Here is a 24,694-nt window from a genome sequence, read left to right as displayed (position 1 = left end):
TCCCCCCAAAAGCTTTCATCAGCCCGCTACCTTCTCCGGGCGCTAAATAGCCAGAACATCTCGGCTGCGAAGACGAGGGCGCCTATCGCGAAGGGCCATATATTGAAGGACCGGGGAGCTTCTTTTTCAAGGACCGCCCACTCCCAGCCTGTCATCACATGCTTCCCGGCGTTATCCCCGTTAGACCCGTCCCATGCCGCGAAGGCGACGGGGATGAACCTTCCCTCTTCGAGAACAGGTCCCTTGCCGGGCCGTAACGGCCCTTTCACCACCACGCGCCACCTGCCGTTCTCATACGCTCCTGTAGCTGAAACCCCGTGATCGTCGATCTGCGAGAGCCTGCCGGCCCCTCTTGCCTCTATTGACTTGACGGTCTGCCCGGAATCCTCTGACCCGGGGCTTTGCCACGACCAGATGGCTACCGGCTTGGGGCCGCCCATCCCGAAGTAAGGTCTTTCGGCCCCCTTTATCTCTGCCGGAAACTGTATCGCAAAGCCGTCCGGGAAGGGCACGCCATCCGCTATCCGCTGAGCCTTCTCATCCCAGGGCATCGAGTTTGTAGGGTCGTCCCACTCGATCAGGAACGCGATATCCGATTGATCATAGACCGCCTTTATTGAAACCGAGTTTAACGAAGGCGTATATGCCCGTTCTCCGGCGATTATCTGCGGGAAGAGGTGGTAGGTCGCGTACCCTGCCCTGTCCCATATCCTGTCGCTCGCTTGAGTTGGCGCGCTGCCATCTGTTTTCACGGCCTTAAGCACCCCGGTAACAGGTCTTCTTTCCGGCTCGTCAAGCGAGGCTGCGTAATTGGCCACCTCCCACCGCTCGGCCTCTGTCATGACCTTCCTGGAGGCCGGGTCAGCGAAGCTCGGCATCTGGGTGCCGGGGATACCGACTGTTACCCGTGTGTATATATCCTCGGGTCTATTCCCCATCCTGAAGGTCCAGCCCTTGGTAAGGTCCCTCGGCCAGGTCCTCGCTCCCCAGTCGTCCTTGAGCTTTTTTGTGCCATCCCCCCTGCCGGCTTCTCCGTGGCATTCAGAGCAGTTATCCTTGAAAAGCTTCCTGCCGCTTAGAAGTCCATCCTTGTCAGGAGATATCTTGCCTGAGAGGCTTACCGGGGGCTTCAGAGCCTTTTCAAGCCCCGCGAAGGTCTTTATATAGGCGGCAACGTCTTTGATATCCTGCCGGCTCAGCAGGTCGGCCCAGCCTGGCATCGAGGTGTCGCCAAGGCCTGTCCAGCCATGTATACCCCTGTCAGGGCCACCGGCTATCATATTATAAAAGTCATCATCAGAAGGCGAAAGCTCATCGAAAGGAGTGGACTTCCATTTATAGAGGCCGAGGGTCAAGTCCCTGGGCGGCGGGTTTAAGTGTTGTGAGGCAGGGCCGTCACCGGCGCCTTCCTTGCCGTGGCACCACCAGCACCTCTTCTCATAGATAGCCTTCCCGTTCTCAAGCCCTTCCGCCGCGAAGGAGGACTGGCCTGTAAAGGCGGCAAGCATCAAAAGCGCTATAAACGGCCTTAAGAGCATATCACCAGATCCTCGGCCTGTTCCCGGTATAGTCGTAAAGGAAGAGTATCACCTTCCAGACCTCATCTTCCGAAAGAGAGCCCTCCCATGACGGCATGGACGATATTGACGGGCCGCCTTCCCTCGGGAGCCCGGGGCCGCCCTTCACCACCCTCCAGAAGACGTACGATTCCTGGAGCTGCGCTATCGTGTCGCCGCCTGTGAACGGCATGGGCAGCGGGTCGAGCGCGTGGGCGTAATGGCCCCTGCCGTCGAGCTTCGCGCCGTGGCAGAAAACGCAGTTCTTGAAATAGACCTCACCGCCGTCTTCTATGAGGTCCTTGAAGGCCGCAGGGTCCGCCTTCTCCATCTTCCTGTATGGGTTCTCAAGCGTGGAGAGGTCGAACTCCTTGCCATAGGCCTTGAAGACGGCAGGAGGGGCCGGGTGCGCGCTCCTCAGCTCTACAGGCGGCACAGAGGCCTTGCCGGACTGGGTATAAGCGATGTAGCCGGCTGCGACAGGGAGTATTATGAAAACGATATTCCTTAAGATCGCCTTTGACGGGTCTTCTACAAGCGCCCTCAATGGCGCGAAAAGCGCCTCAACGCCCCTGTCGGTTACCGTCATCACAAGGAGGACGGTGATGACGATAAAGAACATGTACATCGAGATGACGCTTCCAGGTATGGGCTTGCCCATGAGAAGCCCAGGCGCCTTGAGGATGGCGTAGAAGCAGAGGTTTATGAGGATGTAGTTAAGTAGCTTCATTCCCCCGCCCCCTCTACCTTGACGGTTATATCAACGCCTGAAACGCTCTGCAGATAGGCGATGACCGCCTTTATCTCGGTCTCGTCGAGTCCGATTGACCTGCTCCTTACGTCCGGCATCGGGCTTGCCATGTCCCCGCTTCCGCTCGTCCCGAAGCCTGGCACGACATAGGCAGAGGGCTCAACGAGAGATTCGTAGAGATAGCCCTCGGCATCCGTCGCCTTGCCTCTGTACCCAGGGGCCTTTATCCTCTCACCGGCCAAATGGGCTGAGTTCTCAAGCATTGGGGCCCTGCCTCCCTGCGGGTTGTGGCAGAGGGCGCACGCCCCCTTGCCGTTATAAACGGCCTCGCCGAGGGCTACGAGGTCGTCGACGGTCTTGATGCTTTCGCCAGCCAGCCCCTCCAACGGTTGCTCCTCCGTCGCGATCGGCGGGATGACGACAGCCGAATAGAATGTATAGAGGCCGATTATGAGAAGGCTAAAGAGGGCGGCCTTGATGAGGTTATTCATCGGCCTCCGCTTTCGCCCCGAGGCCGCCGAGCCAGAAGATAAAGACGACTATGGAGAGGAATATGATAGTCCCGACTGATACCACCTTTGCGGCGTAGGCGATGGAAGGCGTAAAGGCGTCGGGTGAGGCGTCCTTCATGACAGAGTAGACATGCCACTGCTGCCTGATGGCCGAGCGGACAAAACCCATGAGCCCCATAAGCCATGTGAAGGAGACGGCTATGAGGATGAGCGCGTACTGGCTCCTCCCGGGCATGCGCCCCCAGGTGAAATCATGTTTTGTAGCGCCCCTGTGCATGAGCCCTTCTATCACGAGGCAGGCTATGATGACGAATATGGTAGTGGCTACCTGCGGGACCGATGAAGCCACCTTGTAGAGGCTGTTGGTGAAGTAGCCGTAATAGACCCCGAGGAAGACGATATTGACGATAGCCGCGGTGAAAAGCCCTGCCTGGAGCGCTTTCCCGTACCCGGCCCACGCCACCGTCGGGGTCCTCTGCGCCCTCCTGTAGAGGATGAAGGACAGGAATGTAAAAAGGAGCATGATGTTTACGGCCGTGTTCTTGGCCGGCATGAGCCCGAGGGGGCCAAGGTATGGATGGTACTGAGTGCCAAGGGCCCTCGCCTCTTGAGGGGTAAGTATCAGGGTATGCGGTGTGAACCATACAAGGAAAGAGGCGGCTATCACGAAGGCTATGTACTTAACGTACCGCAGGTATCTTTCGCCAGCAGGGCTCCTGCCGAAGCCGCACCAGAGATAATAATTGGCGGCGAGGAAGAGCGCGCCTATCAAGACCGCCTGTACGATGAAAAGCCATGCGAATACACCTCCCATGAGGGTGATGCCCATCTGCTGGCTGAAGGCGTATATTTCGGCGGTTAGCCAATAGCCAGCGAAAGGCAGAGGCAGGAGAGCGCCTATGGCTATGAGGCTCGCGGTGTAGCCCATCCAGTCATAGTGCGCCTTCTCATCATCTGTGGCGGCGCCGAGGAACCTGTAGGCGGCGTACGCGCCTACTATCGACCCGCCGTAGGCGATATTGGCTATGAACCTGTGGAGGTTCATAGGGCTCCACAGGTGGTTCGTTACCGCCGCCCAGAGGTCCCCTCTGAACACGCCTGCCGCATCGACCCCATCCGGCGTCATCATGAAGGTCACCCAGGCGTTGGCTACGAACATGAGGGCTGTCCCGGCGGAGTTGAGCGCGAGCCCTACCCCGATGTGCGCCCACTTGAGCCAGCCTTCGCTCATACGCTTCCAGCCGTAGTAATATGTATAGAGGGACGCGGACTCGAAGAAAAAGAAGAGCGCGTACAGGAGCGTCGTCGGGCCGAATATCGACAACAGGTACTTCATGAGGTCCGGGTAGAATACGAGGAGCGTAAGCAAGAGGAGACCGCCTGTTATCGCCGTAAGTGAGAAGGCGGTGATGCTGACCCTCAGGAACTCATAGGCCACACGGTCGTATCTCTTCTCTTTCTTGACAACGCCTATGACCTCGAGCATGAGGACGAATATCGGCACGGCCAGCACAAAGGCCGCGAACCACAGGTGCATCTGCGCGGCCATCCACACGGCGAGCCTGCCGTTCACGTGGGAGACCAACGGGTAGTCGCCCTGCCCCAGGACAGGCGCGCCGGATATGGACTCCGGGCCCCAGGAAAAATAGGACTGGAAGTTTACGATCGAGTACGCGACAAGGACCAACGCGATGAGCGTAAGGCAGGGGGATAGGAGCTTTATCAGCGATCTCCTTGAATAGGCCATCCAGCCCCCCTCAGCCCCTGAATATGAAGCTCAGCCCCTGAGCGTTCAGAAGGAGCGCGTCCATGACAAGAAAGAAGGCCAGGAAGCCTATGGAGGATACTATGAATATGAAAACGCTCTTCATCTTACCTGTTTGACAAAAGGATACGCATCTATTAATCTTAGGACATGGTCAAATTTAAAATTGCCGGCCTTACGGACCTCGTCATCTTTCTCGGCGCGGCCACAAACCTCATCGTCATCATCGGGCTCATCACTGTCTATCTCATGTCCTGAGAGGCGCGGGGCAGGGCTATTATAATCCTCAATTCCTTGTATTTACAAGACTTTATTGTTTGGATTGAAAGCCTTTTTCTGTTAAAATAAATTATAATAATCATACGGCCTCATACCCCTTGTTGATGATGGCAAAGCGGAAGCGGAAGAAGGCCCTCGTGCTCGGGATCGGTAATGTGCTCCTCAAGGACGAGGGGCTCGGGGTAAGGGCGATAGAGTACTTTGCTGAGCGATACAGCTTCGGCAAGGAAGTGACATGCCTTGACGGCGGCACCTCCGGGCTGGGGCTCCTCTCGTATATAAAGGACTTTTCTCATCTCATCATCGTTGACGCGGTCGCAGCAAATGGAGAGCCTGGAAAGCTCTTCCGCATACCATGGGAAGAGGTCCGGAAGTGGCCCTCCCTCAAATCCTCTACCGCCCACCAGATCGGCCTAAGAGACCTGATAGAGATAGCCAGGTTCCAGGGCTTGAGCCCTGAACTTGTAATAATCGGGGTCATCCCGAAGGATATCTCTGCGGGCCTTGAGCTTACCCCTGTAATAAAAAAAGCCCTGCCGCTTGTGGCAGAGGCCATAAGAAAAGAGCTGGAGACCAGCGGGTTCAAGGTATCGGCCAGGGAATAACCATGCACGAGATGTCAATAACAAAGAGCGTCCTCGAGGCGGTAAAGCGAGAGATGGACAGGGCCGCCCTCGCGCGCCTTTACAAGGTGCGCCTGAGGATAGGAGAGCTCACGGCCGTGGAGCCTGAGGCATTGAGGTTCTGCTTCGAGATCTCTATAAAGGGAACCCCGTTTGAAGGCGCGGCGCTTGAAATAGAGGAGGTGCCTCTTACAGGCCTCTGCCGCGGGTGCGCCTCCAGGTTCAGGATAACCTCGTTCGATAACACCTGCCCCGGGTGCGGCAGTACGTCCATTGACAGGGTCGGCGGGACAGAGCTTGACATAATATCGATGGAAGGCGCTTAGATGCACGAGATACTCATAGAAGAAAAGATACTCGCGAAGAACGACGAGATAGCGGCAGAGAACAGAAAGGCGCTCGCTCGGAATAATATCTACACGATAAATATCGTAAGCGCGCCGGGCGCCGGCAAGACCTCTCTTATCGAGCGGATGGCCGCTGAGCTTGGATCGCTTGGCGTAAGGTTCGCGGTAGTCGAAGGCGACCTCGAAGGGGACTTCGATTCCAGGAGGATAGAGCGGCACGGGATCCCCGCCTTGCAGATAACCACCGGCAGGGCCTGCCACCTCGACGCCCACCAGATAAGCCACGCCCTGCCGTGGGTCTTCGAGCGTCCAATAGACCTCCTTGTAATAGAGAACGTCGGCAACATGGTCTGCCCTGCGGAGTACGACCTGGGCGAGGATATGATGGTCACGGTCATGTCGACCACGGAAGGGGATGACAAGCCCCTTAAATACCCTGCCATCTTCAGCGCATCCGAGGCCCTCATAATAAACAAGACAGACCTCGCCCCCCATACAGACTTCGATATCGACAGGGCACGGGAGAACGCGTTAAAGGTCAACCCGTATCTAAAGATATTCGAGACCTCGTGCAGGACCGGCGCCGGGGTGAGCGCATGGGCCGGATACCTTGCCGGGCTTGTCAGGGAAAACGGGAAGCAAGATGGATAGCGCAAGGATACATATATCGGGCATAGTGCAGGGAGTGGGATTTCGCCCCTATGTCTACAACCTCGCGGCGAGGCATAACCTCACCGGCTACTGCCTGAACGATTCAGAAGGGGTCGTAATAGAGGTCCAGGGCGACTCTGTCGATTCTTTCATAGACGAGCTGAGGGCTTCTCCGCCGCCGCTTTCGAGGATAGAGGCCATCACAGTAGAGCAGGTCGAGCAGAGCGGCGGCTACAGCTCCTTCACCATACGCGAGAGCAGGCCCGTTGACGGGAAGTTCGTCCTCGTATCCCCTGACGTGGCTATATGCCACGACTGCCTCCGTGAGTTGCTCGACCCGTCTGACAGGCGTTTTCACTATCCTTTCATCAACTGCACCAACTGCGGGCCGAGGTACTCGATCATACTCGACATACCTTACGACAGGCCCAAGACCACCATGGCGCCCTTCGGGATGTGCCCGGAATGCGAGGGCGAATACCATGACCCGGCTGACAGGAGGTTCCATGCCCAGCCAAACGCCTGTCCAGCTTGCGGCCCCAGGGCCTGGCTCCACGACGCTGATACGGGAAAGGACTTCGAGGCTATAGTCGAGGCACAGAGGCTCCTTAAAGAAGGCAAGATACTCGCGATAAAGGGGCTTGGGGGATTTCACCTCGCCTGCGACGCTCAAAACCACGATGCGGTAAGAAAGCTCAGGGACAGGAAGCGCAGATCACTTAAGAATGAAAGGCGCGGCTCGAACAAGCCCTTCGCCCTTATGGCCACGGATGTCGCCTCAATAAGAGAGTTCTGCGAGCTTGACGATAAAGAGGAAGACGCGCTCACTGACAGGAGAAGGCCTATCGTCCTTTTGAGGAAGAAAACGCCGTCCATCCTCGATGAGGCGGTAGCGCCCGGGAACAACCGCCTCGGCGTGATGCTCCCGTACACCCCGCTCCATTACCTTCTCTTCGCCGGGGCTTCTTTCAAGGCGCTCGTCATGACAAGCGGCAACCTCGCGGAAGAGCCTATAGTCGTATCGAACGATGAGGCCTTAAAGAGGCTTTCCGGGATCGCTGACCACTTCCTCTTCCACGACAGGGATATATACATGAGGGTCGACGACTCTATCGCGAGGATCGATTCCGGCAAAAAGAAGGTACTCCGAAGGGCGCGCGGCTACGCCCCTGACGCAATCGACCTTGGCGCTGAGATGGAAGATGTCTTCGCCGCCGGCGCGCTCCTTAAGAACACGTTCTGCCTGACCAGGGGCAGGAACGCGATCTTGAGCCAGCACATCGGCGACCTTGAGAACTTCCAGGCCCTTGAGTTCTATCAGGAAACGCTCAGAAACCTCAAGAACACCTTCAGGGCCGAGCCAACGGTCGTCGCGCACGACCTCCATCCGGATTATCTCAGCACCAGGTTCGCCCTTGAGTACGCGAAGGAGAAAAAGATCCCGGCTGAAAGGATAATACCCGTACAGCACCACCACGCCCACATCGCCAGCGCGATGGCCGAGCACGGTCTTTCCAGCGAGGTCATCGGTCTCTCCTTTGACGGCACTGGCCTCGGCACGGACGGCAGGATCTGGGGCGGAGAGTTCCTCATAGCCTCAAGGCGCGAGTTCAGGAGGGCCGCGCACCTCAAGTACGTCCGGCTCCCCGGAGGGGATACGGCCGTAAAAGAGCCGTGGCGGATGGCCATCTCGTATCTTGTTGATTCTTACGGCGGGTCATGCGGATGGGAGGCGCTCCGTGGCTTCGCGGAAAGGATAGGCCCCAGGGCAGAGCTTGTCGCGTCGATGGTCCATAAGGGGGTCAACTCGCCCTTCACATCGAGCATGGGCAGGCTCTTTGACGCGGCTTCGTCTATCGCTTGTATACGGGATGAGATAACCTTTGAGGCAGAAGCCGCCATTGAGCTCGAAGCGATCGCGGATATAGGCGGAGATGGATCAAGCCCCTATCCTTTCGAGTTTGCCGGCAGCGCCCCCATGCGGATAGAGACCGCTCCGATCATCATGGCCATGGCCGAGGACGTAAACAACGGCATGCCAGGATCGATTATCTCCGGCAGGTTCCATTCTACGATCGCGGATCTGTCCGTAAAGGCTTGCGAGGCCTTGCGCGTTGAGACCGGCATCAATACAGCGGTCTTAAGCGGAGGCGTATTCCAGAACAGGCTCCTTTCAACTATCATCGCCGAGGGGCTTGCCGGGAAAGGGTTTACTGTATATGCGCAGGAGAGGGTCCCTGCGAACGACGGGGGCATCTCCCTCGGCCAGGCGGTTGTCGCCTGGGAGAACGTAAAAGGAAGGTAATAAAAATGTGTCTTGGCATTCCAGGTAAGATAATCGAGGTAAAAGGCGACGTGGCCATGGTCGATGTTGCCGGCACAAGAAAAGAGGCTAACGTCAGGCTGATGAAGGATGTCAGGGCCGGAGAGTACGTCATAATCCACGCGGGCTTCGCCATCGAGAAGGTAGATGAGGAGAAGGCGGAAGAAACTCTCCGCCTCATAAGGGGGATAGCGGGGCTATGAAGTACATAGACGAGTTCAGGAAAAGGGATGAGGCGCAGGGGCTCATCACGAAGATACGCGAGATCTCGCGCAAAGACGTAAGCATAATGGAGATCTGCGGCACGCACACCCATTCCATATCCAAATACGGCATAAGGGACGCCCTGCCGAAAAACATCAAGCTCATATCGGGGCCCGGCTGCCCGGTCTGCGTTACATCAGCCGCCGACGTGAACCGCGTAATCGAGTTCAGCAGGTCCCGGAAAGACGCCATCATAGCGACATTCGGGGACATGATGAAGGTCCCCGGCTCAGCATCTTCCCTGCAGGAAGAGAAGGCCCGCGGGAGCGACATAAGGGTCGTCTATTCGCCGCTTGGGGCGATAGATATCGCCAGGTCCAATAGAGAGCGCGAGGTGGTGCTCTTCGCCGTGGGCTTCGAGACGACCGTGCCGACGGTAGCGGCGACGATACTCGCCGCGAAAGAAGAGGGGATAAAAAACCTCTCGGTCCTCTCTCTCCATAAGCTTACGCCCCCGGCGATGAAGGCGTTGATGGACAGCGGCGAGATAGAGATAGACGGCTTCATCTGCCCGGGCCACGTCACGGCCATCATAGGCGCCAGCTCATACGGCTTCCTTGCAAGCGAGTACGGCTCTCCGTGCGTGGTGGCGGGTTTCGAGCCTATAGACGCGCTCATGGGCATATACATGCTCGTAAGACAGCTCGAAGAGGGAAGGCAGGCCATCGAGATAGAGTACGACAGGGTCGTCACCTGGGATGGCAACAAAAAAGCGCAGGAGATAATGGATAGCGTATTCGAGCCTGGCGACAGCCTCTGGAGAGGGATAGGCAACATACCGGGAAGCGGCCTCAGGATAAAGGATGGTTTCTCTGAGTTTGACGCCGAAAGGAAGTTCTCAATACCGCGCGGCAAGGACGAGGAACCAAAGGGCTGCATGTGCGGCTCGGTGCTCAAGGGACTGATGACGCCGGATAAGTGCCCGCTCTTTGCCAGGGCCTGCACGCCTGAGTTCCCCATAGGCCCGTGCATGGTCTCTTCAGAGGGCACCTGCGCGGCGTTCTTCAAGTACAGGAAGGTGGCATGACAAGAAAAGACAAGATCATACTGCTTGCGCACGGAAGCGGCGGGAGCTACTCAAGGAGGCTCGTAGAGGAAGTCTTCGCGAAGGCCTTCTCGAACGAGTTCCTCGCCCCGCTCAACGACCAGGCCGTATTCACTCTTCCAGCGGACAGGCTCGCCTTCACGACAGACTCTTACGTGGTAAAGCCCATCTTCTTCCCTGGCGGGGATATCGGCAAGCTCTCTGTATGCGGGACGATAAACGACCTCGCGGTAGGCGGGGCCGAGCCCGTATACCTGAGCGCCTCGTTCATAATAGAAGAAGGGCTTGGGATGGACGAACTTGAAAGGGTCGTCCATTCCATGGCAAAAACAGCTGAGGCGGCAGGGGTCAAGATAGTGACCGGGGATACGAAGGTGGTCGAACGCGGCAAGGGAGACAAGCTCTTCATAAATACCGCCGGGATCGGCGTACTGAACGGCACGGAAACGCTTACGCCAGCCAACATACGCCCCGGTGACGCTGTAATCGTCTCAGGGACGATGGGCGACCACGGCATAGCGATCCTTACCCACAGAGAAGGCATTCAGATGGAATCGCCTGTTGAAAGCGACTGCGCCGCGCTCCACACCCTTACAAGGGCCATGCTCGCCGCTGTCCCTTCCGGCATAAAGGCGATGAGGGACCCGACAAGGGGCGGGCTCGCAACGGTGCTCAATGAGTTCGCGGCTTCAGCAGGCTCTGCCATAGCGATAAGGGAAGAAGATATACCGGTTAAAGAGGCGGTAAAGGGCGCGTGCGAGATACTGGGCTTCGACCCGCTCTATCTCGCCAACGAAGGCAAGCTCGTGGCCGTGACCTCAGGCGATTCTGCCCTAAAGGTGCTTGCGGCGATGCGTTCCCACCCGCTTGGCAAGGACGCGGCCATCATCGGGGCCGTCGAGGAGGGGCCCAGGGGCAAGGTGCTCCTTGAGACCTCGATCGGAAACAGGCGGATACTCGACATGCTCTCAGGGGAGCAGTTGCCGAGGATATGTTAGGTTTTGCCTTAGAGCAGGTTGTTGAAAAACAAAGATTTCGTTCAGGCTGCTCAAAAAGATCCATACACCAGGCGATTCTCGCCGTTTGATGACTGAGGCGTACTTTTTACGTACGCCGCAGTAGCCGGCGACGAAGACAACGGAGCAGATGGACTTATTTCATGCCTGCTCACGCCTCGGTATCGAGCAGATGCTTCCTGCCTTCCAGATATGCCTCCAGACTTTTGAGCTCATCCGGGCCGCTATCGATTATCTTGATGTGCATACCCTTCGGATACCCGGGGTCTCTATTGGCCCCGACCACGACACCATCGAACTCGCTTAAGGCCTTCTCCTCCGGGGGTATGGAGAACTCGCTTAAGGCCTTCTCCTCCGGGGGTATGGAGAACCTGAGCTTGACCTTCGTACCCTTCTCAAGCGGGTTTTCGGTCAGTATGAATATCCCTGCCCTGGAGATATTCAGGATAAAGTCCGCGCAACTCTCGCTTGAACGCCCGTTGACCTCTACCGCAAGGCATACGGGGAAACGGACCTTCTCCCTCCTCTCCCTGCCGTCCCACTCTACCGCCTCGCCGTGGCTGTCCAGGAAGAGCTTGTCCATTTTTTTACTCCATCCTTATGAGGACCTTGAGCACGCCCTTACCGGAGGCGTGCCCTATCGCCTCTACCCCCTCATCGAGAGAAAAGACCCTCGATATAAGGGGCCTTACGTCAACCCTCTTCTCCTCAAGGGCCGCGAGGGCGGGCGGGAACGGGCCGCACCTTGAACCCAGCAGGGTTATCTCGTCTATGACGACCCTGTTCAGGTCTGCCCCGCCACGCTTTGCCAGAGTCGTCTTGAGTATTACCGTGCCTGTCGGCCTTACAAGGTCAAGCGCTGCCGTCAGGCCGTCCTCGCTCCCGGTGCAGTCGATGACGAGGTCGAACTGTTTTTCAAGCCCCTCAGGGCTCGTCCTCGCCGGTATCTCCCTCGCCTTAAGGAGCTGTAGCTTCTCCTCGTGCCTGCCGATGACAACGAGCGAGCATTCGGTTGCGGCCATGACCTCAGCCACAAGGAGGCCCAGCCTGCCGTCGCCCAGGACGCACGCCCTCGTATTTTCGTCTACCCTCACCTGTTCGAGTATCTCGTAGGCCGCGGCGAGCGGCTCGGTGAAGACAGCCTCTTCATCTGTGATAGAATCGGGCAAGGGGTGGATGTTTTTAAACGGCAGGGTCAGATATTCGGCAAAGGCGCCGTCCTTACCCGATATCCCGAGCACCTTCCTCGAAGGGCAGTGGTTCTCCAGCATGTGCCTGCAATATTCGCAGCGGCCGCAGCCCAGGTTTATCTCCCCCGCTACCCGCTTTCCATTGAGCCTTTCGTCGTCGCACTCGACGATCGTTCCCGTGAACTCGTGCCCCGGCACCCCCTTAAAGCCCATGTAGCCCTTCGCGATCTCCAGGTCGGTAGAGCAGACACCGGCAAGGGCCACTTTTACAAGGGCCTCTCCGGGGCCTGGCACAGGCCTGGGATAACCCTTTTCCAATCTCAATCCGCCATCAAATACTATCGCCTTCATACCCCGAGTATATCAAAAGCATATTGGCAACGCACCCTCAAAAAAATCTCCTTTGTAACTTTAGTCACATAAGGGTACTTACAATCTCCATATTTTATAACTATTCGTTTTTGAACTGGAAAGCGCCTTATGCAGACCCCCAATAACGGAGACTGGCTGCGCCACTCCCGAAGGGCCCTCGGGTTCATCTTTCCACACAAGGTGGCGCTCGCGGCCATCATGCTCCTCACTCTGATGATAGCCGCCCTCAGCGCGCTTGAGCCCCTTGCCATGAAATACATCTTTGACAAGCTCGGCACAGGGGTAGTGATGGCCCTCGTCCAGGGTGTGGCGATGCTCATCGCCTTGAACGTCATCCGGGAGGGCGTCGGGGCCCTTTCAAACTGGCTTGCCTGGAGGGTGAGGCTCGACGTCAACCACGGCATCCTGGAGGCGACCGTCTCCCGCCTCCATACCCTCCCCGTTGCCTATCACAGGGACCAGACCGTAGGCGGCATAATGACCAAGCTCGACAGGGGCGTAAACGGCTTCGTTGGCGCCATCTCTGATATCGCCTTCAACGTCTTCCCCGGGATAGTATACCTTCTCATCTCGCTCGCCGTCATGTTCACGCTCGACCCGAGGCTCTCTTTTATAGTGCTCTTCTTCGCGCCCCTGCCAGCGCTCATCGGGATGTGGGCCGCCGATGAACAGACACAGCGGGAGCGCATGCTCGTCGAGCGCTGGACCGGGATATTCTCGCGCTTCAACGAGGTATTGACCGGGATATTCACGGTAAAGAGCTTCGCCATGGAAGAGGCCGAAAAGACGAGGTTCATGAGCGGGGTAGCGAGCGCCAACCAGATGGTCCTGAAGGGCGTGGGCATAGATACCGGCGTCAGCGCGGCCAAGAACATAATCGGCGTGCTCGCGAAGGTATCGGCGCTTATGTACGGGGGCTACCTCGTCATCAATGGCGAGATAACAGCCGGCACCCTGGTCGCCTTCCTCGGGTACGCTACAGGACTCTTTACCCCTGTGCAGGGCCTCACCGGGGTCTACCAGACGATGCGCAAGGCCACGGTATCACTCGGCATAATATTTTCGATACTTGACGCTCACGACCACATGTCGGATGCGCCCCAGGCCGTCCCGGTAAAAACGCTCAAGGGCGACGTGCTATTCGACGGCGTAAGCTTCTCTTATCGCAGCGAAAATCCTGTCCTGAGCGACTTGACGTTCCGCCTGGCCCCCGGGGAATGCGTGGCCCTCGTTGGGCCGAGCGGCGCCGGAAAAACAACGATAGCGGCGCTCATCCAAAGGCTCTATGACCCGACGCAAGGCTCGATAAGAATTGACGGGATCGACCTGAGAGACTTAAAGCAGCGCTCGCTCCGGGCAAGGATAGGTGTCGTATCCCAGGACGCGCTCCTCTTTAACGATACCGTCAACAACAACATCGCCTACGGAAAGCCATGGGCGAGCCTCGGCGAGATAGTCAGCGCGGCGAAGGCCGCCCGTGCCCATGACTTCATAACACGCCTGCCGAAAGGCTACGAGACGGTCATCGGAGAGCGCGGCTGCCTCCTGTCCGCGGGCGAAAGACAGCGCCTCTCTATCGCGAGGGCCATTATAAAAGACCCTCCAATACTGATACTCGACGAGGCGACCTCCGCCCTTGACGCCGAATCCGAACTGGCGGTACAACTGGCCCTCGAGGATGTCATGCGGGGCAGGACCACCCTTGTCATAGCCCACAGGCTCTCAACGGTAGCGGGCGCGGACAGGATACTGGTCTTGAAGGACGGGCAGATCATCGAGGCCGGAAGCCACAAGGAGCTTTTAAAGACAGGCGGATACTATGCCAGCCTCGTAAAATGCCAGTCGAGGGGCTTCGCCTTCACGGCGGCATAAACGGAGCTCGTCAGGACCTGCCAGGTTACTGAAAAACACAGATTTGCTCAGGCTGCTACTTCTTTTTCTTGCTGTAGACTTCCTTGAAATAAACGCTGTAGGCCTGGATGGGGCAGTTATCGCAATCAGGGTTTACAGCCTTGCAGGTCTTTCTGCCGTGGAGGATCAAAAGGTGGGTGGCCTTTGTCCACCTCTTTGGAGGTATTATCGACGTCAGGTCGGCCTCTATCTTGTCCGGGTCGTCCGCTGAGGTGAGGCCGAGCCTTTGCGATACGCGCTTTACGTGGGTGTCAACGGCGAGGGCGTCCTTGCCGAAGGCGTTCCCCAGGACGATATTGGCTGTCTTCCTTCCGACCCCAGGCAGGGCCGTAAGCCCATCGAGTGTGGCAGGCACATCGCCGCCGTACAGCTCGACGAGCTTCCCGCAGCAGGCCTTTATGTTCCTGGCCTTGTTCCTGTAGAAGTTTATCGAGCTTATGTCGCCTTCAAGGTCAGACAAGGCCGAGGCGGCATAGTCCTTTGCCGTCCTGTATTTTTTGAAGAGGGATTGGGTTACCTTGTTGACGAGCTTGTCTGTTGCCTGCGCTGAAAGTATAGTCGAGATGAGGAGCTCAAGCGGGTTTTTGTATTCTAAGGCAGATCTCGCGTCCGGGAATTCTTTTTCGAGTATGCCCAGGACCTTCGCGGCCTTCTCTTTCCTGTCCATGGCGTACCCCCTCGGGGATTTCCGGCTCAGTACGTCCTTTCGATGACGAAATCAGCCACGGCCAGGAGCGCCGCCCTCTCGATGGTCGGCTCGAATATGTCGAGCTCCCTCTTTGCGGCATCTATATAGGCACTGGCGCGTTCTATGGTGTACTCGATACCCTTGTACTTCCTTATTATGGAGATGACCTGATCGAGCTGTGCCTGGTTTAGCTCGTCTCCCTCGACGGCCTCCCGGATGATCTCCTTCTCAGCCTCTGTGGCAAGGCCGCTGGCCCTTATAAGGGGCATCGTGACCTTGCCTTCCTTGAGGTCGTTGCCCACGGATTTTCCGAGGTCCTCGTCGGTAGAGACATAATCGAGGCAGTCGTCCATGAGCTGGTAGGCTATACCTAAGCCCATGCCGTAGTTAGCGAGGGCCTCTTCCTTTCCCTGCCCGGCCCCTGAAAGCACACCGGCTATGCGGGCCGCCGATGATATGAGGACGGCGGTCTTGTTCGTGACCACGTCCAGGTACTCCTTCTCGGTCGTCCCGGCGTCGCTGTGCTTCAATAACTGCAGCACCTCGCCCTCGGCCATGCGGGTCGTCGACTCTGACAGGACCTGGAGGACCCTCAGGTCACCGTACTTGACGGTCAGGTAAAAGGCCTTCGAGAAGAGATAGTCGCCGACGAGTATGCTCGCCCCCTCCCCCCAGACGGTATTGGCCGATGCGCTCCCCCTCCTCAGGTTCGCGTTATCGACGACGTCGTCATGGAGGAGTGTCGCTGTGTGGATGAACTCGACGACACCGGCAAGCGGGATATGCTTCTCGCCGCTGTAGCCGCAGAGCCTTGAGGCGAGGAGCAGCACCATGGGCCTGAACCTTTTTCCCCCGCTCTTGAGTATATACTCCCCGACCTTGCTTACCAGATAGACGTTGGAGTTGAGGTTCGCCTTGAACCCCTGCTCCATGGCGGCTATCTCATCCTTTATGAGGTCAAATACTTCCTCTATATGCATTACCTGGCTTTCCCGGGTCTTCCGCTCTTTGAGTCCTGTAGTCTGCACTAAACGCTCCGCCAACCGTCCCTCGACCTTTGAAGGGCCTTACATGAACGCTGAATTTTATGAAGTCTGGCAAATGTTACCCCAATAAACCTTGCCCTGTCAAAGTTTATCTTCAATGGCAAACCAACGGGGTCGGTCAAGCCGCTAAAGCACGCATATCCGCCTTATGAGGCAGCTGCTGCACTTGGATAAGTCGGCCTTTTTCGGGCATTTTTCCAGTATGCCGAGCCTGCAGATGGCAAAGTCGTACTTTATCGGGTCTTCCGGGTCAAGCTCTTTCAGGGCCTCGGTTATCTCCTCCGCCATCTTCCAGTCAGGGCTTGCCCTCCTGGTAAGCCCGATATTCCGAGATATCCTCGCTATATGGGTATCGAGCGGGATCACGAGCTTATCCGGCCCAACCCCGGTCCACTGGCCGAAGTCGAGCTTGTCTCCCCTCCTCACCATCCACCTGAGATAGAGGTTGAGGCGCTTGCACGGGCTTCCGTCCCTGGGGTTCGGGAAAAAGAACCTGATCCCTGCCTTTTTGGGCAGCGCCTTTTTCCCGTAGACAGCCGAAGAATCGAGGGCCAGGACGTTCTCTGAAAAACAGGAGAGCGCCTCTTTGACGTTCCTGTGGCCAGGGGAGTATCCCTTGAGGAAATAGCCGCCTACCGACCCCTTCTCCTCGATCATCTGTCTCGCGAACCAGAAGAGGCAGGCTATATCTTCTCCGGTATTGAACCTGTGCCTGAACCCGGCAAAGAGGGCAACGCCACTACGCGGGTCGAACCTTTTCGTAAACCTGTAAGGCGAAGGGCCTGCCACGGCCAGCACCCTGGCTATGCTCTTTTTAATGCCCTCGACCCTGCCGTAGGCAAGTGATGTCGCGATGAGGCCGACTATCTCCCGGTCAGCTGGGTCGTCGTACTTATGGACGAACTCAAGCGGGTCGGAAGAGAGGAACCCGAGGTCAAATGCCCTGTAGAGGCGGTCAAGGTGCCTTTTAAGTTCTTTTACGGTCGCCATCGGCACAGTATCTCCTGCAAGCTGTCGATATCTTATTATACTATTTCATTCGATCCATTCCAGCAGTAATGAAGGCCCATATGAACAGGGCTGTCACGGCCTGTCCGCTTTTCCGCTGCCAGGCGCTTGACAATCTTCAATAACTTTGCTTGACTATGAACGGTACAGTCGCGTCTTGCATCCACCTGCCGCGGCAAAAAACCTTAACCGGGGGTAATTGATGAAAAAACATTTGTATGCGGGAAAGAGTCTGCTGTTGGGGATAGCGCTGCTCACGGCAATAGGACTGTCACTTATGATGCCAGCGCCTTCCGAAGCGGTCCCGTCCTTCGCAAGAAAACACAATATGTCCTGCACCAACTGCCACACCGTCTTCCCACGGCTCAATACCTTCGGCACCAACTTTTTGCGTAACGGCTTCCAGATCGCGGCAGGTGGGGATGAGCCAACTACCAAGCTCGATTTTGAATCGGCCCTCGACCTTCTCTCGATCAGAGGCAAGATGACCGTCGTCAAGGCTGAGGTCGACCAGACGCTCGACAACGGACAGACCGGGACCGACTACACCATAGGCACTGGAGAAGACTTCTACCTTTACGCGGCCGGATCGGTCTGGAAGAACCTGTCGCTGTGGGTGGAGAACTCACTTAAGAACGGCTCGACCAGCAATTACGCCGTAGGCTTCCATAACCTCGGCGGCACCTCGCTTGCCAACATCCGCGTCGGCCACCTTACCAACACGGAATGGCTCTCAGTCTCCAACCAGAAGCGCTTCCTCGACCCGGCCTACATCGGCTACGCCGTGAGCACCAGCAGCAGCAGCAGCGGCCTGGACAGGGTCACGAGCGGCGGCGCCCCTGACGCCATAGAGTACTACGGCTACCAGGGCCCGGTCTTTGTAGGGGCCGGCCTGACCTCAGGCTCAACTAACACTGACGCCAACGAGAACTTCAACTACTGGGCGACCCTGAGGCTTGACGCTGTGGGCATGGGCGAGTTTTCCGCCAGCAACGTATCTGTCCAGTACTACTCCGGCACTGACACCAACTCGACAAACGTCAAGAACGAATTCAACTTCACCATCATCGGGGCCGATTTCGAGTGGCGCAACCTTAGCCTCTACGGATTCTACGTCTTGGGCGATGAGGACAACTGGAATTTCGCCGGCACGGAACGCGAGCACACAGGCTACGGGATAGAGGCGAACTACATCATAAACCCGAAACTTGCCGCGGCGCTCCGCTACGAGAGGGTCGAATCCGACGACGACCCGACGATCGAGAAGGGGCTCATCACCCCCGGCGTGATCTGGTCGATACGCCCGAACATCAGGGCCATGGCCTTATACGTCTATGACCTTGACGATGACGGCAACGGCAAAAGGACGAACAGCCAGGCATTCGCCAACCTGCAGTTCGCCTACTGAGCTGCCAACTGACAGGATGTTGGAAAAGTCCATCCAGGACTTTTCCAACTACGATTTGGCCTGAGTGAATCTGTCCAAATCTTACAAATTGCCCGGCTTTTCAAGTCTCGCAATTTGGCAATCCATCCATGGATTGCTTTAGCAGGCTGTTTTTCAACAGCCTGCTAAAGAAAAGGGGCCGGCCTTTTGGCTGGCCCTTTTTTTATTTTCACAAGAGCCTCCTCCCTATAACCCCCGCTACGTTCGGCTTGCAAATAAAAACTCAATCACTATATAATGTTCCATACTGAATGATCGCGCCCTTTTTACAGGGGACTTCTCTTCCCAGAGACAAGATGTCCGAACGAAAACCATCCTTGTACATCCTTACAGCATCCCTCTTCCTTTTCGTGGTCTTCCTTTCCATGTTCAAGGTGTCGGATTATGACGTCTGGTTCCACCTGAAGACCGGAGAGCAGGTCCTCAAGACCTTGAGCATCCCGGGTTATGACACCTTCTCCCATACGGCGCCTGGACATCCCTGGATAGCCCAGGAGTGGCTCTTCGGCGTCCTTATCTATCTTTTCTACTGGGCAGGCGGGTATGCCGCCCTCACCATCTACAAGGTCCTCTTCACATTTCTGACATCCGCTGTCATCTACGCTCACCTCCTGAAAAGAAAGGTGGACGTCTACATCGCCTTTCATGCGGTGCTCCTTGTAGCCATATTCATGAGCTGGCGCCTCCTGGAGAGGCCGGAGATGATATTCTACCTCTTCATATCCATCTATATCCTCCTGCTCGAGGACTTCAGGCTTGGGACGCGAAAAAGGGCGCTCTGGGCCCTTCCGGCCATAATGCTCTTCTGGGTCAATATCCAATATACCGCGCTCATCGGGCTGGTCGCGACCGGCGCTTACCTCGCTGACACGCTTTTCGGCGCGGTCTTTGAAAGCGACCAGGCCAGGAGGGCCCAGAGGCTAAAGGACTTCAGGTTCCTGCTCCTTATATTCGCCTTTGTGGCCGCCACACTGCTCCTTAATCCCAATACCTATCAATCGTACACATTCCCGTTCACTATAACCAAAGAGATAAAGATGTTCGCCATAAACGAGTTCAACCCCCCTAACTGGGGCGCTCACTCCCTCTTCTTCATATCCTTCGGGGCCTCGGCGGCCATAATCCTGCTGAACGCGAAAAGGGCCTCTGCGGCCCATCTTCTGATATTCGCCGCGCTCTCATATGCCGCTTTCAAGCACATGAGGAATATAACTCTCTGGGCCGTAGCAACGGTCCCTTTCATGGCCATCTACCTGAACGCCCTTAAAGAAAGGGCCGCCCTTTCTCGGGCCGGCCAAAGCCTGGGAGGCGTCCTTAAAGCCCCCTTGCTGCTGTGGTTAAGCCTTGCGGTGATCCTGTCAGTCTCCTATTACAAGATAGGTTTTTTGATGAAGTCCGGGTGGTGGGGGGCCGGGGTGAGCGATAGACTTTTTCCGGTCAAGGCGATAAGGTTCATGGAGGAGAACGGGATCAAGGGGAACATGTACAACACCTACTCCCTCGGCGGCTACATGATATGGAGCGCATGGCCTGAGAGCCGGGTATTTATCGACGGCAGGGCAGACCTGTACGGTGAAGTCCGGATAAAAAAAATCCTTACGGAAGAACGGTTCGAAGACTTTCTTGACGCGTTCGCGTTCGATTTCGCCGTGGTAGCCTACTCCGACAGCGATAAAGAACGCTTCCTTGAACCGGAAGCCGTGGCCCGGATGGCCCTTGTCTATTGGGACGACGCGGCCATGCTCTTTGTAAGGAGGACCCCGGAGACAGCGGCCCTGATAGAAAAGTACGAGTACAGGTCAATCAAGCCTGCGGACGCCTCATACCGGATGACCGAATTGAGCAGAGCGCTCCTGATTGAGCTGCAAAGGAATATCATGGACGACCCGAAAGGCTGGAGGAACCACAAGATGCTGGCAGACGTATACACCGCCATCGGAGAAGCCGGGAAGGCCAAAGAGGCTTCTGACATGGCGAAAAGAAACAGCGGGATGTAAAGGGGCCGATAAATGCCGGACCGGCGGTATGGCATGATGGAAGAAAGGGCTTTCGCGGTTATGCGTGGCGCGGCATGAGATCGGTATTCATCTGCTCGGTGTCGCTATTTTCGCTTTCAACGGCGATACACCTGGCCCTCTGGCGCCTCAGGCTCCCCAGGAACAGGCCCCTTGCCCTTGTCACGGTCTTTATCTTCCTCCCCATCGCCCTCGTCGCCATGGCGGCGGGCGTTCAATCGGCTCCTCCGGCAGAGCATCTTTTAGCGGCGCTCCTTCTGGACCTGGCGCTCGCCGCGTCATATGTCCTCACCTATCCGGCTGTCGAAGCGCTTTCTCCCTCTCTTTTGATAGTCCTTAAGATAGGCTCCAGCGCCGACGGCTTACCGGAGAAGGACCTGGCAGAGGGCTTCGGCGACGAATTGCTCCTCTATCCAAGGGTCAGGGACCTCATCGACTCCGGGATGCTGAAGGAATCCGGAGGAGGGCTAACGCTTTCGCCTTCGGCAAAGCTCATGATCAGGTTTTTCACGGCCTACCGGAGGTTTATCGGCCTGCCTCATGGAGAGGGCTGAAGATGAATCTATTTCTTTTTATACTCGCGGCCTCGCCGCTCATGGTAACGCTCATTCACGCGGCGCTTAACCGCGTTCCGGCCGTTACAAGGGGTCTCCCGCGGCAGTTCGTCGCTCTTTTAGCTGGCGCGGCAGGGGCAGCGCCTATGGGCCTTCTCTCATGGGTTGTATATCTTTCCGGGGCAGACAGAGCGGAATTGCCAGCCCTGATTATCTATACGGCCACCACATACATCGCCCTTTGCTACTGCTATTTTCATATCTTCAACATGAGCGAGACGGCGAGGAGGGTAAGGATACTCCGCGAGATAGACTGTGGAAAGAGCTTAAGCGAGCTTTCCGGCGTCTACCAGTCCGGACGTATGCTCGAAAACCGGCTTGAAAGGCTTCTCGCGACCGGCCAGATAAAGCTTTCTGACGGACGCTATTTCATCAGATCAAGGACGCTGCTTTACGCGGCAAAGCTGCTGTTTTTGTGGGGCAGGATTCTTGGGCTTAAGGCGCGCGAGAGGCTCTAAGCCGCGCTACCTCGCTTCTCGCGCCTTTCGAATCATGGAACAAAAAAAATATCCGCAACCCCTTTTCCAGGGATTACGGATATCACGATCTTGGTCGGGGCGAGAGGATTCGAACCTCCGGCCCCCGCGACTGTTGCGCGAATACAGGCCAATCCCTAACTTCTTTTAGCACAAACTTAGCACCACTTTAATCCAATCTTTTTCTTATCTGCTCATAAACATTCAGCCCATCTTTTTCCTTCTCAGCCATTAAAAATAAAGCCTTACCATTGCTCTTTTCTTCCCAAAGCTCTCCTATACTCTTCTTCTGTTCCGTTTGAGGATCATGGATCAGGTGTGCCCCTTTGTACTCAATGACAAAAATGCGTCCATCTTCCAGGAACGCAACAAAATCAGGGTAAAACCAGCCCTTTGCCAAAGGCAGCTTAAAAGCTTGATCAGGTTTACTGTCAAGATTGCGAACCCAATATTTTACCTTCTGCTGCATATCAATGGCGCGAGCGCATTCAAACTCTTCACCCTTATTCTTTAAGTCTCCTACTCTATAAGAACCAAAATAATGTTTCTTGAAGACATATTCTCCTGAGTAGTAACTATTCGCCTGATACTGGTTTTCCGAAAAATCAAATGAGTATTCAAAACTCGCTTCAACATCTTTATCATTCTTAAAAAGACAGGTCTGAAAACCTTTATCTCTTGCCTCATCCCTGCACTTCGTGATTTTCGATGTAATCGCTTTCGCAAGACGATATTTGGCCCTGACCAGCTCGCCTATCTGAATACCGCGATCCACCTGCTCTTTAACAATACGCCTTATGAATTCGAGCCGTTGCGTTTGAGTGATGTATTGGTCCCGGCATTGGCGATCCAACCACCTTGCCAGTGATTTTTCATCCCATACCGTATCTATGCCGACAAGTTCAAACTGCCTCACATTCTCCGAGATGTGTCCATAAACTATTCTTTCCCTCTCAGCTTCAACATCAAATTCGAAGCTCTGAAAAGTCTCTTCAGCTCTAAATTCATTCGTGGTCAAAACAGCCACACAATCAAGCAGATTCCAGCTGGCATAATCCAAGAAAAGGTCCGGCTCTGCTCTCTCAAATTCTCCATCTATCAACAAACAAAGCTGCGGTATCGCAAAAGGCTCTTTTCTCGAAGCTGGCGTACTGAAAAATTCCGCTTTGTGCCGCACGAAATCAATCTTCTCTTTGAATTCAGCCCGCTTATCTTCAGGTACTAAAGAGACAATCTCTTTTTCAATCTCTTCAGAAACGGGCTTATCTAAATGAATAATAACGCTGCCATTTGTCTTTTCCTCTATTCTGACCTGTTCCCTTGCGCTGTCAGACATGGCTGATAAATTTATAGGCGCATCAAGTTCGAAGGCAATTTTCAATCTTGAGAAAAGCGGCTCAAGCCCATCTTGCAAGTCAAGCTCAAGCACCTGCACATTATCTTCGGCTTCTTCCGCTTCAAAGCCCATATCAACCAGCTTATCCTTGAGTTCGACAGCGGCCTTTATAAAGTCCGGTTCGCATACATGAGCATAAGCGGAATTAAGGCTTTTCTCGCGGCAACGCTCGGCGTAGGGCATTCTAAGGACTCGTCCAAGCAACTGCTCAACATCTGTCGAGCTTCTGATATTCGCTACAGAACAAAAAATATAAGCAAAAGAACAATCCCAGCCCTCTTTCAATGCCTGTATCGTGATTACATATTCAATGGGGCAATCGGGCTTGAAAAGATTTATCGAGTCAAGTTCCCGTTGTTCGCCTGTCACAACGGCTATCCTCTCAGCGGGTATACGCTCGTTATCAATGAGGTGCTGCCGAAGGACATCCGCCGTAACTTCCTGATCCTTATTCTGAGCCTGAAAAAGAATAATCGGCCTTATGTAATGAGGCTCAGTTTTCGCTTTCTCGGCAAGTCGGGCGCGTTCTGCTAAAGATCCGCTCACGGCTGCCTGCCAGCTGGTGTGCGCTGTCAGAACAATCGGAAGCTTTATCATCTGCTCGGTCTTTAATACGCTTGCCGATACGCTAAAAAGGACATTGCTCATTGATTTTGGAGTAGCGGTAAATTCGATCACACAAGCAGGATTAATGCGGGATTGGGTTTCTCTTGTAAGCCCCGTAACGGCATTATGCGCCTCATCAACTATGAGAATCGGCCTGTGCATATGCAGGAGATTAGAAAAAGAGAACTTTGGATTCCCTTTTTCATCAAGTTCAAGGCCTTTGGGCCATGCGGTAAAACGGGTAAAATGAGGCTCAAGGGCTTCATGGTGATCATACACTTTTCGCCCCTCGGTATTAGATACGCGAAGGGTTTGTATCGTTCCTACAATAACGCAGGCAGCATCGTTAATGTCAGTAGGCCTTATATTTGGGAAATCTGTTATATCGAATACACGGACCTTTCCATCAAAAGCATCATCCAAAACTTTCCGGTAGGGGTGCTGCCTGTTTTTCAGAGCCTCAACCGTTTGTTTTCTTATAGTGTTGGAAGGGACCAGCCACAGGGCAACGGGATAGTCGCGTTCAAGATAGCTGTTGCCAGCCAGCTTGACCGTGTACGCGCCAAGAATGGTTTTACCGCCACCTGTCGGGATACGGATACATACATACGGGACTTCAGGAGGGACTTCAGGCATGTCTTTTAAGGGCTTATAGTCGCTTCTGTACCGCCCGATATCGAGGGCCGCAGTGACTTCCTTGAAGCTCTGTTCTGCGTTGTTAGTCTCGCGTGTCTTTTCCAGGAAAGACTTGAGGGCATCCAGCGCGTCTTTTTGATATTTTTTGAGCTGCATC

General features: G+C 55.6%; 22 protein-coding genes. 12 read left to right on the top strand and 10 right to left on the bottom strand.

The genetic code is table 11. The features are described 5' to 3' along the window. Positions 1-26: 26 nt before the first annotated feature. From A2V21_310285 to A2V21_310270, 4 genes are read right to left on the bottom strand one after another with little or no spacing between them, the layout of a single operon-like run. The gene (locus A2V21_310285) at positions 27-1,538 is read right to left on the bottom strand and encodes a hypothetical protein (protein OIJ74613.1); all 1,512 of its coding nucleotides are present in this window, start codon (positions 1,536-1,538) and stop codon (positions 27-29) included. Between the two features lies 1 nt (position 1,539). After that, positions 1,540-2,286: a hypothetical protein gene (locus A2V21_310280; protein ID OIJ74612.1), complete on the bottom strand. Its 747-nt coding sequence runs from the start codon at positions 2,284-2,286 to the stop codon at positions 1,540-1,542. Beyond that, a complete protein-coding gene (locus A2V21_310275) occupies positions 2,283-2,798 on the bottom strand; it encodes a hypothetical protein (GenBank protein OIJ74611.1) in 516 nt (171 codons plus the stop codon). Before A2V21_310275 ends, A2V21_310280 begins: the two co-directional genes overlap by 4 nt. Next, positions 2,791-4,566, bottom strand: a complete 1,776-nt coding sequence (locus tag A2V21_310270; protein OIJ74610.1) for a hypothetical protein — start codon at positions 4,564-4,566, stop codon at positions 2,791-2,793. Before A2V21_310270 ends, A2V21_310275 begins: the two co-directional genes overlap by 8 nt. Before the next feature lie 404 nt (positions 4,567-4,970). Between A2V21_310270 and A2V21_310265 the strand changes: the two genes are divergently transcribed. From A2V21_310265 to A2V21_310235, 7 genes are read left to right on the top strand one after another with little or no spacing between them, the layout of a single operon-like run. Then, on the top strand, positions 4,971-5,468 hold the full coding sequence (locus tag A2V21_310265) for a hypothetical protein (GenBank protein ID OIJ75152.1): 498 nt from the start codon (positions 4,971-4,973) through the stop codon (positions 5,466-5,468). 2 nt (positions 5,469-5,470) lie between these two features. After that, entirely contained in the window at positions 5,471-5,812 is a 342-nt protein-coding gene (locus tag A2V21_310260) for a hydrogenase maturation nickel metallochaperone HypA (protein ID OIJ74609.1), read from the top strand. Further along, positions 5,813-6,484 carry a hydrogenase accessory protein HypB gene (locus tag A2V21_310255; GenBank protein OIJ74608.1) on the top strand — a complete coding sequence of 224 codons (672 nt, stop codon included), beginning with the start codon at positions 5,813-5,815 and terminating at the stop codon, positions 6,482-6,484. Then, positions 6,477-8,789, top strand: coding sequence for a carbamoyltransferase HypF (locus A2V21_310250; GenBank protein ID OIJ74607.1), 2,313 nt, complete (start codon positions 6,477-6,479; stop codon positions 8,787-8,789). Before A2V21_310255 ends, A2V21_310250 begins: the two co-directional genes overlap by 8 nt. A gap of 5 nt (positions 8,790-8,794) precedes the next feature. Next, the gene (locus A2V21_310245; GenBank protein ID OIJ74606.1) at positions 8,795-9,010 is read left to right on the top strand and encodes a hydrogenase assembly protein HypC; all 216 of its coding nucleotides are present in this window, start codon (positions 8,795-8,797) and stop codon (positions 9,008-9,010) included. Next, entirely contained in the window at positions 9,007-10,098 is a 1,092-nt protein-coding gene (locus A2V21_310240; protein OIJ74605.1) for a hydrogenase formation protein HypD, read from the top strand. Before A2V21_310245 ends, A2V21_310240 begins: the two co-directional genes overlap by 4 nt. Next, positions 10,095-11,114: a hydrogenase expression/formation protein HypE gene (locus tag A2V21_310235; GenBank protein ID OIJ74604.1), complete on the top strand. Its 1,020-nt coding sequence runs from the start codon at positions 10,095-10,097 to the stop codon at positions 11,112-11,114. The genes A2V21_310240 and A2V21_310235 overlap by 4 nt, the downstream gene beginning before the upstream one ends. Before the next feature lie 169 nt (positions 11,115-11,283). Here the strand turns inward: A2V21_310235 and A2V21_310230 are convergent, their stop codons facing one another. Beyond that, positions 11,284-11,715 (bottom strand): hypothetical protein, encoded by a 432-nt coding sequence (locus tag A2V21_310230; protein OIJ74603.1) that lies wholly within the window; start codon positions 11,713-11,715, stop codon positions 11,284-11,286. 4 nt (positions 11,716-11,719) lie between these two features. Further along, positions 11,720-12,673, bottom strand: coding sequence for an alcohol dehydrogenase (locus tag A2V21_310225; GenBank protein OIJ74602.1), 954 nt, complete (start codon positions 12,671-12,673; stop codon positions 11,720-11,722). Positions 12,674-12,802: 129 nt separating this feature from the next. Between A2V21_310225 and A2V21_310220 the strand changes: the two genes are divergently transcribed. Beyond that, entirely contained in the window at positions 12,803-14,566 is a 1,764-nt protein-coding gene (locus A2V21_310220) for an ABC transporter (protein ID OIJ74601.1), read from the top strand. 55 nt (positions 14,567-14,621) lie between these two features. On the opposite strand, the gene A2V21_310215 is transcribed toward A2V21_310220, so the two are convergent. The 3 genes from A2V21_310215 to A2V21_310205 form a co-directional block, all read right to left on the bottom strand. After that, the gene (locus A2V21_310215) at positions 14,622-15,272 is read right to left on the bottom strand and encodes an endonuclease III (protein OIJ74600.1); all 651 of its coding nucleotides are present in this window, start codon (positions 15,270-15,272) and stop codon (positions 14,622-14,624) included. Positions 15,273-15,298: 26 nt separating this feature from the next. Continuing rightward, a complete protein-coding gene (locus A2V21_310210) occupies positions 15,299-16,273 on the bottom strand; it encodes an octaprenyl diphosphate synthase (GenBank protein ID OIJ74599.1) in 975 nt (324 codons plus the stop codon). Between the two features lie 192 nt (positions 16,274-16,465). After that, on the bottom strand, positions 16,466-17,329 hold the full coding sequence (locus A2V21_310205) for a TIGR02757 family protein (protein ID OIJ74598.1): 864 nt from the start codon (positions 17,327-17,329) through the stop codon (positions 16,466-16,468). A 346-nt stretch (positions 17,330-17,675) separates the two neighbouring features. On the opposite strand from A2V21_310205, the gene A2V21_310200 reads away from it, so the two are divergent. From A2V21_310200 to A2V21_310185, 4 genes are all read left to right on the top strand, one after another. Further along, positions 17,676-18,755, top strand: a complete 1,080-nt coding sequence (locus tag A2V21_310200) for a hypothetical protein (protein OIJ74597.1) — start codon at positions 17,676-17,678, stop codon at positions 18,753-18,755. Positions 18,756-19,111: 356 nt separating this feature from the next. Further along, positions 19,112-20,791, top strand: a complete 1,680-nt coding sequence (locus A2V21_310195) for a hypothetical protein (GenBank protein OIJ74596.1) — start codon at positions 19,112-19,114, stop codon at positions 20,789-20,791. A gap of 74 nt (positions 20,792-20,865) precedes the next feature. After that, positions 20,866-21,363, top strand: coding sequence for a hypothetical protein (locus tag A2V21_310190; GenBank protein ID OIJ74595.1), 498 nt, complete (start codon positions 20,866-20,868; stop codon positions 21,361-21,363). A 2-nt stretch (positions 21,364-21,365) separates the two neighbouring features. Then, positions 21,366-21,881 (top strand): hypothetical protein, encoded by a 516-nt coding sequence (locus A2V21_310185; GenBank protein OIJ74594.1) that lies wholly within the window; start codon positions 21,366-21,368, stop codon positions 21,879-21,881. 187 nt (positions 21,882-22,068) lie between these two features. Here the strand turns inward: A2V21_310185 and A2V21_310180 are convergent, their stop codons facing one another. Beyond that, positions 22,069-24,693, bottom strand: a complete 2,625-nt coding sequence (locus tag A2V21_310180) for a hypothetical protein (GenBank protein OIJ74593.1) — start codon at positions 24,691-24,693, stop codon at positions 22,069-22,071. Between the last annotated feature and the right edge of the window lies 1 nt (position 24,694).

The organism is Deltaproteobacteria bacterium GWC2_55_46 (assembly GCA_001595385.3).
In the GTDB taxonomy this organism is placed as follows: Bacteria; Desulfobacterota; GWC2-55-46; order GWC2-55-46; family GWC2-55-46; genus UBA5799.
Note: the sequence above shows the minus strand (reverse complement) of the source record. Positions and strands in the feature narration are given on the sequence as shown.

What these genes read in the sequence shown, in the direction of transcription:
- A2V21_310285 (OIJ74613.1), bottom strand. Translation starts at nt 1,538, where the DNA reads ATGCTCTTAAGGCCGTTTATAGCGCTTTTGATGCTTGCCGCCTTTACA.
- A2V21_310280 (OIJ74612.1), bottom strand. Translation starts at nt 2,286, where the DNA reads ATGAAGCTACTTAACTACATCCTCATAAACCTCTGCTTCTACGCCATC.
- A2V21_310275 (OIJ74611.1), bottom strand. Translation starts at nt 2,798, where the DNA reads ATGAATAACCTCATCAAGGCCGCCCTCTTTAGCCTTCTCATAATCGGC.
- A2V21_310270 (OIJ74610.1), bottom strand. Translation starts at nt 4,566, where the DNA reads ATGGCCTATTCAAGGAGATCGCTGATAAAGCTCCTATCCCCCTGCCTT.
- A2V21_310265 (OIJ75152.1), top strand. Translation starts at nt 4,971, where the DNA reads ATGGCAAAGCGGAAGCGGAAGAAGGCCCTCGTGCTCGGGATCGGTAAT.
- A2V21_310260 (OIJ74609.1), top strand. Translation starts at nt 5,471, where the DNA reads ATGCACGAGATGTCAATAACAAAGAGCGTCCTCGAGGCGGTAAAGCGA.
- A2V21_310255 (OIJ74608.1), top strand. Translation starts at nt 5,813, where the DNA reads ATGCACGAGATACTCATAGAAGAAAAGATACTCGCGAAGAACGACGAG.
- A2V21_310250 (OIJ74607.1), top strand. Translation starts at nt 6,477, where the DNA reads ATGGATAGCGCAAGGATACATATATCGGGCATAGTGCAGGGAGTGGGA.
- A2V21_310245 (OIJ74606.1), top strand. Translation starts at nt 8,795, where the DNA reads ATGTGTCTTGGCATTCCAGGTAAGATAATCGAGGTAAAAGGCGACGTG.
- A2V21_310240 (OIJ74605.1), top strand. Translation starts at nt 9,007, where the DNA reads ATGAAGTACATAGACGAGTTCAGGAAAAGGGATGAGGCGCAGGGGCTC.
- A2V21_310235 (OIJ74604.1), top strand. Translation starts at nt 10,095, where the DNA reads ATGACAAGAAAAGACAAGATCATACTGCTTGCGCACGGAAGCGGCGGG.
- A2V21_310230 (OIJ74603.1), bottom strand. Translation starts at nt 11,715, where the DNA reads ATGGACAAGCTCTTCCTGGACAGCCACGGCGAGGCGGTAGAGTGGGAC.
- A2V21_310225 (OIJ74602.1), bottom strand. Translation starts at nt 12,673, where the DNA reads ATGAAGGCGATAGTATTTGATGGCGGATTGAGATTGGAAAAGGGTTAT.
- A2V21_310220 (OIJ74601.1), top strand. Translation starts at nt 12,803, where the DNA reads ATGCAGACCCCCAATAACGGAGACTGGCTGCGCCACTCCCGAAGGGCC.
- A2V21_310215 (OIJ74600.1), bottom strand. Translation starts at nt 15,272, where the DNA reads ATGGACAGGAAAGAGAAGGCCGCGAAGGTCCTGGGCATACTCGAAAAA.
- A2V21_310210 (OIJ74599.1), bottom strand. Translation starts at nt 16,273, where the DNA reads ATGCATATAGAGGAAGTATTTGACCTCATAAAGGATGAGATAGCCGCC.
- A2V21_310205 (OIJ74598.1), bottom strand. Translation starts at nt 17,329, where the DNA reads ATGGCGACCGTAAAAGAACTTAAAAGGCACCTTGACCGCCTCTACAGG.
- A2V21_310200 (OIJ74597.1), top strand. Translation starts at nt 17,676, where the DNA reads ATGTCCTGCACCAACTGCCACACCGTCTTCCCACGGCTCAATACCTTC.
- A2V21_310190 (OIJ74595.1), top strand. Translation starts at nt 20,866, where the DNA reads ATGAGATCGGTATTCATCTGCTCGGTGTCGCTATTTTCGCTTTCAACG.
- A2V21_310185 (OIJ74594.1), top strand. Translation starts at nt 21,366, where the DNA reads ATGAATCTATTTCTTTTTATACTCGCGGCCTCGCCGCTCATGGTAACG.
- A2V21_310180 (OIJ74593.1), bottom strand. Translation starts at nt 24,693, where the DNA reads ATGCAGCTCAAAAAATATCAAAAAGACGCGCTGGATGCCCTCAAGTCT.